At 68.9% G+C, this 11,059-nt stretch carries 9 protein-coding genes; 3 read left to right on the forward strand and 6 right to left on the reverse strand.

The window, feature by feature from the left end; translation table 11 throughout:
- Window positions 1-63 precede the first annotated feature (63 nt).
- From AXW62_RS36310 to AXW62_RS36320, 3 genes are all read right to left on the reverse strand, one after another.
- Window positions 64-2,313 carry an RNA degradosome polyphosphate kinase gene (locus AXW62_RS36310; protein WP_060948158.1) on the reverse strand — a complete coding sequence of 750 codons (2,250 nt, stop codon included), beginning with the start codon at window positions 2,311-2,313 and terminating at the stop codon, window positions 64-66.
- A gap of 397 nt (window positions 2,314-2,710) precedes the next feature.
- Entirely contained in the window at window positions 2,711-3,643 is a 933-nt protein-coding gene (gene mshD / locus AXW62_RS36315; protein ID WP_060948159.1) for a mycothiol synthase, read from the reverse strand.
- A 62-nt stretch (window positions 3,644-3,705) separates the two neighbouring features.
- On the reverse strand, window positions 3,706-4,773 hold the full coding sequence (locus tag AXW62_RS36320) for a PDDEXK nuclease domain-containing protein (protein WP_060948165.1): 1,068 nt from the start codon (window positions 4,771-4,773) through the stop codon (window positions 3,706-3,708).
- Window positions 4,774-4,979: 206 nt separating this feature from the next.
- On the opposite strand from AXW62_RS36320, the gene AXW62_RS36325 reads away from it, so the two are divergent.
- The gene (locus tag AXW62_RS36325) at window positions 4,980-6,818 is read left to right on the forward strand and encodes a bifunctional metallophosphatase/5'-nucleotidase (protein ID WP_060948160.1); all 1,839 of its coding nucleotides are present in this window, start codon (window positions 4,980-4,982) and stop codon (window positions 6,816-6,818) included.
- A 62-nt stretch (window positions 6,819-6,880) separates the two neighbouring features.
- On the opposite strand, the gene AXW62_RS36330 is transcribed toward AXW62_RS36325, so the two are convergent.
- The 3 genes from AXW62_RS36330 to AXW62_RS36340 form a co-directional block, all read right to left on the reverse strand.
- On the reverse strand, window positions 6,881-8,056 hold the full coding sequence (locus AXW62_RS36330; protein ID WP_060948161.1) for a macrolide family glycosyltransferase: 1,176 nt from the start codon (window positions 8,054-8,056) through the stop codon (window positions 6,881-6,883).
- Between the two features lie 272 nt (window positions 8,057-8,328).
- On the reverse strand, window positions 8,329-8,529 hold the full coding sequence (locus tag AXW62_RS36335; protein ID WP_060948162.1) for a DUF397 domain-containing protein: 201 nt from the start codon (window positions 8,527-8,529) through the stop codon (window positions 8,329-8,331).
- A gap of 12 nt (window positions 8,530-8,541) precedes the next feature.
- Window positions 8,542-9,393, reverse strand: coding sequence for a helix-turn-helix domain-containing protein (locus AXW62_RS36340; protein WP_079106148.1), 852 nt, complete (start codon window positions 9,391-9,393; stop codon window positions 8,542-8,544).
- 148 nt (window positions 9,394-9,541) lie between these two features.
- Between AXW62_RS36340 and AXW62_RS36345 the strand changes: the two genes are divergently transcribed.
- Window positions 9,542-10,054: an ATP-binding protein gene (locus AXW62_RS36345; protein WP_060948163.1), complete on the forward strand. Its 513-nt coding sequence runs from the start codon at window positions 9,542-9,544 to the stop codon at window positions 10,052-10,054.
- A 74-nt stretch (window positions 10,055-10,128) separates the two neighbouring features.
- Window positions 10,129-11,013, forward strand: a complete 885-nt coding sequence (locus tag AXW62_RS36350) for a hypothetical protein (RefSeq protein ID WP_060948164.1) — start codon at window positions 10,129-10,131, stop codon at window positions 11,011-11,013.
- Window positions 11,014-11,059: the final 46 nt, after the last annotated feature.

An 11,059-nucleotide genomic window follows, 5' to 3' on the forward strand; every position in this document is an offset into this window, starting at 1 on the left:
CGCCCAGAGCTGCGCGGCGCGTCGGCCGCATCCGCGGCGTCCGTCATCCCGGCCGGCGGGAGGTCATGTCGTTGCACCACGCCGTCGCCTCCGGCCGTCGATAAGCATTTCCTGAACGTTCCGCAGCGGCTGGCCGTCCGCGTCCGTCGCGTGCCGGGTCCACTCGCCGTCCGGGCCCAGGTGCCAGGAGGAGGTGGAGTCGGACATGCCGGTCTCCAGCAGGCGGTTGAGGGCGGCGCGGTGGCCGGGGTCGGTGACCCGCACCAGCGCCTCGATCCGGCGGTCGAGATTGCGGTGCATCATGTCGGCGCTGCCGATCCACACCTCCGGCTCGCCACCGTTCCCGAACGCGAACACCCGCGAATGCTCCAGGAAGCGTCCGAGGACCGAGCGGACCCTGATGTTCTCCGAGAGCCCGGGGACGCTCGGCCGCAGCGCACAGATGCCGCGCACCCACACGTCGACCTGAACCCCGGCCTGCGAGGCCCGGTAGAGGGCGTCGATGACGGCCTCGTCCACCATCGAGTTGACCTTGATCTTGACGTAGGCCGGGCGCCCCGCCCGATGGTGGGTGATCTCCTTGTTGATCCGGGCGATCAGCCCGCCGCGCAGCGACTTGGGGGCGACCAGCAGCCGCCGGTAGTTCTCCCGCCGGGAGTAGCCGCTCAGCCGGTTGAAGAGGTCGGACAGGTCCGCGCCGACCTGGGGGTTGGCCGTCAGCAGCCCCAGGTCCTCGTAGAGCCGGGCGGTCTTGGGGTGGTAGTTGCCGGTGCCCACGTGCGAGTAGCGGGTCAGCGTGTCGCCCTCCTGGCGGACCACCAGCGACAGCTTGCAGTGGGTCTTCAGGCCGAGGAGTCCGTAGACCACGTGACAGCCGGCCTCCTCCAGCTTGCGCGCCCACTTGATGTTGGCCTGCTCGTCGAAGCGGGCCTTGATCTCGACGAGCACCAGCACCTGCTTGCCGGATTCGGCGGCGTCGATGAGCGCGTCGACGATCGGCGACTTGCCGGAGGTGCGGTAGAGCGTCTGCTTGATCGCCAGGACGTCCGGATCGGCGGCCGCCTGCTCCAGGAACGCCTGGACGGAGGTGGAGAAGGAGTCGTACGGGTGGTGGAGCAGGACATCCCGCTCGCGCAGCGCGGCGAAGATGTCGGGCGCGGAGGCGGACTCCACCTCGGCCAGGTCCCGGTGGGTGCCCGCGACGTACTTGGGGTACTTCAGCTCCGGCCGGTCCAGCGCCGATATCCCGAACAGCCCCGTGAGGTCGAGCGGGCCGGGCAGCGGATAGACCTCCGCGTCCGAGATCTTCAGCTCGCGCACCAGCAGGTCCAGCACGTACGGGTCGATGGACTCCTCGACCTCCAGCCGCACCGGGGGGCCGAAGCGGCGGCGCAGCAGCTCCTTCTCCAGGGCCTGGAGGAGGTTCTCCGCGTCATCCTCCTCGACCTCGAGGTCCTCGTTGCGGGTCACCCGGAACATGTGGTGCGCGAGCACCTCCATACCGGGGAACAGCTCCTCCAGATGCGCCGCGATCACGTCCTCCAGCGGCACGTACCGCTGCGGCGACGCCTCCAGGAACCGGGAGAGCAGCGGCGGAACCTTCACACGTGCGAAGTGATCATGCCCGCTCACAGGGTTGCGCACCACAACGGCGAGGTTGAGCGAGAGCCCCGAGATATACGGGAAGGGGTGCGCCGGGTCCACCGCGAGCGGGGTCAGCACGGGGAAGATCTGCTGCCGGAAGAGGGTGAAGAGGCGGGACTGCTCCTTCTCGGTGAGGTCCGGCCAGCGGATCAGGTGGATGCCCTCCTCGGCGAGCGCCGGGGCGACGTCCTGCTGGTAACAGGCGGCGTGCCGGGCCATGAGCTCACGGGACCGGTTCCAGATCAGCTCCAGCACCTCGCGCGGCTGCAGCCCGGAGGCCGAGCGGGTGGCGACCCCGGTCGCGATGCGCCGCTTGAGGCCGGCGACCCGCACCATGAAGAACTCGTCCAGATTGCTGGCGAAGATCGCCAGGAAGTTGGCCCGCTCCAGCAGCGGGGTGGACGGGTCCTCGGCCAGCTCCAGCACCCGCTCGTTGAACGCCAGCCAGCTGCGCTCCCGGTCCAGGAACCGCCCCTGCGGCAGCTCCCCGTCCTCCGCGTCGGGCCCGGCGCCCTCCGTGTACGAGTCCAGGTCCGCGTCGAGGTCGGGATCGAGCGACCGCACCGGCGGCACGGCGACAGCATGCGGCCGGTGCGCCGCGATCGACCCGACCGAAGGCTGGGGCTGGGGCTGCGCGGGAACCGGTGCCTGCCCGCTGGTGTGGCTCATGAACTCATTGTTCCGCGCCGAAGGTGCAGACGGCGCGGCGGAAGCGGGTGCGGAAACGGCACGGAGCCTCCGGTTCGACGAATTCGGCACAGCGGGCTGCATTCCGTGATGCTCGCAACCGAGATTGAATCGCCGGTAACGGACACATGGCGCGTAGGAAATCGGGACCCAACCCCCAGGGGTCCCGGCCTCGTCACGTCCCCTCCGCGCCCACGCCCCCTCCGGTCACACCCCCTCCGGTCCTCGTCACGCCCCCACCGCGCCCGCCGCGCCCGTACGGACCCGGGCACCCGCGTCCTGGGCGGCCTCTCGTCACGTCCACTCCGCCCTCGTCACGCCCCCACCGCGCCCGTCACACCGCCGGACCCGGGCCGTACGCCCTCAAGTCTCGTACCCCTCAGGTCTCGGTCCGGTACATCAGATCCGTCTCGTGGGTGCCGAAGCCCAGCCGCTCGTAGACGGCGACGGCGGGGAAGTTGTCGGCGTCCACGTACAGCATCGCGGTCGGCAGCCCCCGGGCCGCGAGGTGCCGCAGCCCGATCGAGGTCAGCGCCCTGCCGAGGCCGCCGCCCTGGGCGTCGGGCCGCACACCCACGACGTACACCTCCCCCAGCCCCTCCTCGGCGTGCACCTTCGTCCAGTGGAAGCCGACGACCTCTCCACCGCGCTCGGCCAGGAAGAACCCCTCCGGGTCGAACCACGCCTCGCCCTTGCGGTCGTCCAGATCACGCTGGGTGAGCGAACCCTGCTCGGGGTGGTGGGCGAAGGCCGCCGCGTTCGCCGCCAGCCAGGCGGCGTCGTCCGCACCGGGCCGGAAGGTCCGTACGGTCACGCCCTCCGGCAGCGTGGGCTCCGGAATCCCCAGCTCCGCGAGCGACCCCAGGGGCCGCCGCATCTGGCGCAGCTCCCGGAACAGCGTCAGCCCCAGCACCTGCGCGAGATGGCGCGCCGAGGCATGCCCCCCGTGCGCCCACACCCGCAGCCGTTTGCCCGACTCCTTCAGCAGGGTGACCCCCAGCGCCCGGCCGTGCCCCTGCCCACGGTGCGCCGGATGTACGACCAGCTCGGCGGCCGGGGCCTCCACCGGGTCGGTGTCCTCCAGCTGCGCGTATCCCGCCAGCTCCCCGCTCGGCTCGCGCAGCACCAGATGCCGCACCCCCTCCCGGCGCCCCCGCAACTGCAGCCGCCCCTGCTCGGACACGGCCTGCTGGCCGTCGCTACGCGCGGACTCCGCGATCAGCCGCAGCACATCCTGCGCCTCGGCGGGCGTCAGCTCCTCCAGCACATCGAGCCGACGGGCACCGGATGTCTCGTTCACCACGTCATTCATGAGGCCGAGCCTACGGCGGCCCCCTTGGCGGGCAAGCCGCTGCACAATGTATTACCGGCGAGTCACCCGGCTGCCCCATCCCCGTCGAGAACGTCGTCGGCGATACGGGAGAGGTCCTCGGCGCTGGGCATCAGCTCCCGCACATGGGGCGGCAGCGCGGCGTAGGTGCTCACGGCGAGCGGGGCGTTGTTGCTCCGCAGGGCGTACTCGATCGTTCCCTTGTCGCGGCTCTTCGCGATGAGGATGCCGAGGGTCGGATCGTCGCGCTCCTCGTCCCGGACCAGGTCGTCGACGACGGTGACATAGAAGCCGAGCTGGCCCAGGTGGGCGGGGCGGGCCTTGTCGGTCTTCAGCTCGATGACGACATAGCGGTGCAGCTTGCAGTGGTAGAAGAGCAGATCGATCCGGAACTCCTCGTCCCCGACCTTGATGGGGTACTGGCGCCCGACGAAGGCGAAGCCGACCCCGAGCTCCGTGAGGAACCGGACGAGGTGGGTGACCAGCGCGTCTTCCAGATCGCGTTCGGCGGGCTCTCCGGTGAGCCGGGTGAAGTCGAGGCGGTACGGATCCTTGGTGATCTCCTGGGCCGCTTCCGACTCATCGGGGACGGTGAAGGTGAAGTTGGACAGCGCCGCGCCGTGGGTGAGGTGCGCCTTGCTGAGGATCACGGATTCCAGCTCGCTCCGCGACATGCCTCGGTAGACGGCCACTTGGGAGTAGAAGTCCAGCTCAGCGCGGTCGTTGCACTTGTCCATGAGCAGCTGGATGTGGGCCCAGGGCAATTGTGCAGCAGCCTGCTGCACAATTGGCTCCGGCCACAGCCGCGCCATCTTCAGCATGTACTGAAGGCTTCGGGTGCCGAAACCCCGCTGGTTCGGGAAGGCCGTCCGCAGCTCCACCGCCACCCGGCTGATGATCTTCGTTCCCCATCCCTCCCGCTCCCTGCGCTCCAGGATCGTCCGCCCGATCTCCCAGTACATCGCGATCATTTCGGTGTTCACCTTGAGCTGCGCCCGGACATGCGCCCCTCGGACGATCGCCTTGAGATCGTCCACCAGCTCGAAGAATCCCGGCGGTAGCTCGGACCCCTGCGCGGGGATGGGCGTCTGCTGCGCGAGTTCGTTCTGCATGATCCGCACGCTCACATACCGAACCGGCACCCAAACCCCCGATCGCGACATTTCCACCGAACAGGTGAACCCACCCCATCTCGTTGACCACCGGCAACCAGCTCGTAACCTCACCCCCCTGCCCCACTACGCGCGTTGACCGTAAGCTGCGCTCCACCGCCCGCAATGGGCACACACGGTCACACCAGGGCATACAAGGGGACGACATGTCAGCAAGACCTCAACGGCGCGGGGCCGCCCGCCGGTTGGCCACGGGAGTCGCGGTGCTGGCCGCCGCGGCCGGGGTGCTGACCGCCGCGAACCCGGCGGGCGCGGACCCGGCGGGCGCGGACCCCGCCGCCGACGCCTCGGCGAAGCACCGGCCAGGGCGCACCGTCGACGTGCAGCTGCTGTCCTTCAACGATCTGCACGGAAACCTGGAGCCCCCGCAGGGCTCCTCGGGCACCGTCACCGAGACCCAGCCGGACGGCACCACCAAGGCGGTCCCGGCGGGCGGCGTCGAATACCTCGCCACCGCCCTCCGTAACGCCCGCAAGGGCCACGAGTACTCCGTCACCGCCGCCGGCGGCGACATGATCGGCGCCAGCCCCCTGATGTCCGGCCTCTTCCACGACGAGCCGACCATCGAGGCGCTCAACAAGCTCGACCTCGACGTCACCTCCGTCGGCAACCACGAATTCGACGAGGGCCGGGCCGAGCTGAACCGCATCCAGAACGGCGGCTGCCACCCCAAGGACGGCTGCTACGAGGACGGCAAGACCTTCCAGGGCGCCGACTTCCCCTACCTCGCCGCGAACGTCACCGACGAGAAGACCGGCAAGCCCATCCTCAAGCCGTACACGGTGTGGCAGCACAAGGGCGTGAAGATCGGCTTCATCGGGGTCACCCTCGAGGGCACCCCGGGCATCGTCACCGCCGAGGGCGTCAAGGGCCTGAAGTTCCACGACGAGGTCGAGACGATCAACAAGTACGCCAAGGAGCTCAACCGCAAGGGCGTGAAGTCGATCGTCGCGCTCATCCACGAGGGCGGGCTGCCCGCCTCCTCCTCGTACGACTACGACTGCGACAGCCCCGGCGCGGGCGACGGCATCTCCGGCCCCATCGTCGACATCGCCAAGAACATCACGCCCCAGGTCGACGCCCTGGTCACCGGCCATACCCACCAGGCGTACACCTGCACCATCCCCGACCCGTCCGGCACCCCGCGCACCGTGACCTCGGCGGCCTCCTTCGGCCGCCTCTACACCGACACCACACTCACCTACGACCGCCGCACCGGCGACATCGTGCGGACCAGCGTGCGGGGCGCCAACGCGGCGAACCACGTCGTCAACCGCGAGCAGCCCAAGGCCCCCGACATGACCTCGCTCATCGGGCGCTGGAACAAGCTGGCCGCCCCCATCGCCAACAAGCCCATCGGCTACGTCTCCGCCGACATCAACGGCCGCGGCTCGACCGCGTACGAGACGCCCCTGGGCGACGTCATCGCCGACGCCCAGCTCGAGGCGCTCTCCCCGGCCGACAAGGGCGGCGCCCAGCTCGCCCTGATGAACCCCGGCGGCATCCGCTCCGACCTCGCCTACAAGGCGTCGGGCAGCGAGGGGGACGGAGTGGTCACCTACGGCGAGGCGTTCACGGTCCAGCCGTTCACCAACATGATGAACGTCATCGACCTGACCGGCTCCCAGCTGATCACCGCCCTCCAGCAGCAGGTCAGCGGCTCGAACGAGGCGTCCCCGAAGATCCTTCAGGTCTCCAGGAGCCTCACCTACACCCTGGATCTGACCAAGTCCGGCAAGGACCGGATCGTCACGGACTCGGTGAAGCTCAACGGTGAGCCGATCGATCCCGCCAAGACCTACCGCGTCGCGATGAACGAGTTCCTCGCGGGCGGCGGCGACGGCTTCGCCGCCTTCAAGGAGGGCACGAACAAGCTCGTCGGCGCCTCCGACCTGGACACGTTCACGGCCTACCTGAGCGCGCACTCATCGCAGTCCGAGCCCCTGGACCCGCCGAAGGCGGACCGCATCACGATCGTGAAGTAAGCACCGCGCACGGACGACGGCCCGGCCGACACGGCCGGGCCGTCAGCGTTCGCGGGCCCCGGTCAGCCCAGCATCCCCTCGATCAGATCGGCGGCCCGCCGGGCGCCACCCTCGGCCCGCACCTCGTCCCGCAGCCGCGCCGCCCGCCGCGCGACCTCCGGATCGGCGGTGAGTCCGAGCAGGGCGGCACGCAGCGCGCCGGCGGTCGCGTCCGCCGTGTCCAAACGACGGGCCACGCCCAGCTCCACGAGCCGGTCGGCGTTCATCGGCTGCTCGGCACTCTGCGGTACGGCGATCATCGGCACCCCGAAGTACAGCCCCTCACCGCTGCTGCCCATCCCCGCGTGGGTGAGGAACGCGTCGGCCCGCTCCAGGATCGCCAGCTGCGGCACCCAGCGGTGCACCTCGACATTGGCCGGGATCTCCCCCAGCTCGCCCATCTCGACGTACTTGCCGATCTGCAGCACCACATGCCATCCGGGCAGCTCCCCGAAGGCCGCGACGCACTCGCGGTAGAAGGCGGCCTGCCGGGTGTACGCCGAGCCCAGCGAGACCAGCAGCACCTTCTCCACGCCGGCGGGGCGTTCCCAGCCGCCCTGGTCGGCACGGTCCCCGAGGCACGGTCCGACGAACGTCACCACCTCCTCGTCCACTCGGTCCGCGTTCGGCTGCATGGCCCGGGGGATCACCGCGACGGCCCGCTCCGGCCGCCCGCTGAAGACGTCGGGGTCGAGCGTGGTCGCCCCGCAACCGGCCAGCCACGACGCGAACTTCTCCTGATACGCGTCGGCCCCCGGCAGCGCCTTGAGCGCCGCCCCGACCTCCTTCGCGTAGCCCTCCCAGGCCACGAAGGACGGCGAGAGCTGCAGCGCCGGCCGCCCCTGCGCCTCGGCCAGGGCGCGCCCGGCATAGCCGCCGATGTCGTAGAGGTAGAGGTCGGCCGGATCGTCGTCATACACGGCCCGCAGCTGCGGCAGCGCCTGGATCGCGTCGTCCAGGAAGACGGTGGCGGCGGCGATGGGGTCCTCGGGCCAGTTGTTGTCGGCGACGGGCAAGGTGGACCGGTACGGCACCAAAGCGGCACCGGTCGGCTCGATGACGTCCGCGACGAACGGATCGTTGGCGTAGGTCACCCGGTGACCACGCGCCACGAGTTCGCGGATGATCTCGATGCTGGGCAGTACGTGGCTGATGGCGGGGACGCCGACCATGGCGATATGGGCACGGCGACGGGACATGAGAGATCACTCATTTCAGGTCTACGGCGAGATGGACACGACGGCCCGGCGCACGGGCGTGGTCGCCGGTGCGCCGGAGAGTGCGGCGTATCAGCCGTAGATCTGAAGGAATGAGTCCATGCGGCGAACGATAGCGCTCGCCCCGCCCCACCGCCTCCCGTTTTTCCGGTCGGCCTCAGCGAGCGGTAAGTGCCCGCTCAGCGCCGGCGCCTAGGGTCGCCTGAGCGACGGGCCGTCCGTTCTCCCGCCCCTCTCCCGACGGACCGTCGCGCCTAACCTTCCTGGACGCGGTCGAAGTCCCCGGCCTTGGCCGCCCGTATGAGGAACCGCAACGCGGCAGGGGTGGTGGTCAGAACGATGTGGGGGTCGTCGCTTTCCCGGAGCTTGATCTTCCCGTTGCCTGCGGCTGCTACGTAGACGCAGGACGACGCCTCTTCGCTGAACGTGGACTTCCGCCAGTTGAGCCTGGACACAAACCTTCCCCTTCAGATTCCCTGCGCAATACGTCGAATGAGGTCCCGTGACTCGTCCGGGCTGAGAGCGGACTGCTCCATGCGGTCGAGCACCAAGCGGTACTTCTCCAACTGAGCGGCAGCGTCAACCAGCTCGACACCATGAGCTGTATCGAGCTGAACCGTGTCGAGTTGGGTCACCGGGCCGTGGAAGTAGTCAACCCCGTGCGCCGAGATGGGGAACGACACGCCGCCGAAGGGGATGACGACGACCGTCAGGTGATCCCGTTCACTCATGCTGATGAGGTGCTCCAACTGGGCCTTGGCCGTAGCCGCCCCGCCGAACTGCATCCTCAACGCGGCCTCGTGGATGATCGCGGTGTACGGCAGCGGCTTGTCCCGGAACAGGACAACCTGACGCTTGACCCGGTACGACACCCGATGCTCCACCTCAGGTGGCATGAGCGGCGGGACGACTTCACGGAAGATCGCCCGCGCATGCTCGGGAGTCTGCAGCAGACCGGGGATGGTGATCACCTGGGCAACTCGAGCCGCGACGGCGTGGTGCTCAAGCTCGGCCAAGTCCAGCAGCCCGGAGGGGAACGTTTCCCGATACTCCTCCCACCAGCCCCGCTTTCGATCCCCTGTCATTCCGGCAAGTGCGTCCACCAGCGCTTGATCCGAGCAGCTGTAGTTCTGCGCCAGAACCCGTACCCGGTCTGCACTCACCGCGTAGCGACCTGCCTCGATGTTGCTGATTCGCGCTTGGTTGCCGCCCAGGAGAGCAGCTGCCGCAGTCGATGAGATCCCCGCGCGCTCTCGTAGTTTGCGCAGCTCGGCGCCCAACCTCTGCTTCCGCGCTGTGGGCGTACTACTTGGCGGCACCAGTTGTCTCCTCCTCGGAACACGCACGCTGCGTGAACGTCACCCACACGAGTCAACTTGTAACGACTTCCCCAACCTCGATGGAAGACATTACATCGAACGCCATATGGTGTGGCCCAAGCCGCCCAGCCGCCAAAGGGAGACGCGCATGGCAACCGTATCGCCGCAGGCACCGATCTCAGGACCATCCGAGAACCCCTGGACGTACTCCCTCCGCCTCCCCAACGACCCACGAGCCGCACGGATCTCACGGGCCACACTCCGGGCGGTCCTCTCCTCCCACGGCATGGCCGAACTGACCGACACGGCGGAACTCTTGACCTGTGAGCTGGTCACCAACGCCGTCCGCCACTCCGACGGTCCGGCCCAACTCCGCATCCGCCACCTCTGTGAAAACCGCCTCCGCGTCAGCATCTGGGACACCAACCCCACCATCCCCGCGCCCTTCGACGCCCCGCCCAGCCCCCTCGACCGCTTCACCTCCCTCACCGAGGCCGCCGCCAACCTGGACGCCACCTCGGGCCGTGGCCTGCTCATCGTCCGGCTGTGCGCCGACAACTGGGGCGGCTACCCCCTCGCCGACGACCTCTTCGGCATCAGCGGCAAGCTCCTCTGGTTCGAACTCACCCCGCAGCAGGATGCCTACGAGATCGCAGCTTGACCAGCTTCCCCCAATCGGGTGATCACCGGTCATTTGCCCCGTGCACATGCTCCGATGACCCTACGTTCACACCCGTGGTCATTTTTCAAGATCGGCCGGAGTTACTCGCTCCGGTGTTCCGCATAGTGAACGTTCCGTTGCCCGAGAAGGCGGCCGTCGAGGTACTCACCCCCGACGCCTTGGAAATCCGCACACTGGAGCGGTGCGTAGACAGCGTGCTGCGCGTGGAGCCGCCCAATGGTGACGGCTTCCTCTTGGCCATCGATACGCAGGGGCGCCGCGACCCGGACAAGGCAGCCAGCTGGACGCACTATCTCTCGTCCACGACAGCGAAGCACAGCCTTCCGACACTGCTGCTCGTGGTCAGCCAAGACAAGAAGACCGCCGACTGGGCGGCGGGCCCCTTCCACACCGGCGTGGAGGGCTGGGCAACCCTGTCCGTACATCCGCTGGTGCTGGGCCCGGAGAACGCCCCGGTGATCCTCGACCCGGATGAGGCCGCTCAGGACCTCACACTGGCCACCTTCTCTGCCATGACGCACAGGCACGACCCGACCACTCCGGCCGCGCTGAAGGCCCTGGCCTACGCAATGGGAACGGCCTCCCCGGAATCTGCCCGCTACCACTCGGAGTTGCTGGAAATCGGCCTGGGGGAGACCCCGGCAAGAGACATTTGGAGGAACCAGATGACCGTGGGTACCTACTTTCCCGGCCGGGGAACCCTCATCGAGCAGACCTTCCTCGAGGGCCAGGCCCACGGGGAAGCAGCAGGACTCGCCGAGGGGGTCCTGCGCATCCTCGAACACCGGGGGATCAGCGTCCGGCCCGAGACACGCCGCCGTATCAGCGAATGCGCCTACCGCGACACTCTGAGGCACTGGCTCGACCGTGCCTTCACCGTTTCCCAGGCAGACGAACTGTTGGACGAGCTCTTCGCGGAGGAGGAGCCGGGCCAGTAGTCACCGGGCAGGGCCGGAACCGGACAGGGACTCCGGGGCCACCGGC

The organism is Streptomyces hygroscopicus subsp. hygroscopicus (genome assembly GCF_001553455.1).
In the GTDB taxonomy this organism is placed as follows: Bacteria; Actinomycetota; Actinomycetes; order Streptomycetales; family Streptomycetaceae; genus Streptomyces; species Streptomyces hygroscopicus.

Bases quoted from the DNA above. Each gene is read 5' to 3' on its own strand.
- mshD (WP_060948159.1), bottom strand. From the start codon at position 3,643: ATGAATGACGTGGTGAACGAGACATCCGGTGCCCGTCGGCTCGATGTG.
- AXW62_RS36330 (WP_060948161.1), bottom strand. From the start codon at position 8,056: ATGTCCCGTCGCCGTGCCCATATCGCCATGGTCGGCGTCCCCGCCATC.
- AXW62_RS36310 (WP_060948158.1), bottom strand. From the start codon at position 2,313: ATGAGCCACACCAGCGGGCAGGCACCGGTTCCCGCGCAGCCCCAGCCC.
- AXW62_RS36325 (WP_060948160.1), top strand. From the start codon at position 4,980: ATGTCAGCAAGACCTCAACGGCGCGGGGCCGCCCGCCGGTTGGCCACG.
- AXW62_RS36345 (WP_060948163.1), top strand. From the start codon at position 9,542: ATGGCAACCGTATCGCCGCAGGCACCGATCTCAGGACCATCCGAGAAC.
- AXW62_RS36320 (WP_060948165.1), bottom strand. From the start codon at position 4,773: ATGCAGAACGAACTCGCGCAGCAGACGCCCATCCCCGCGCAGGGGTCC.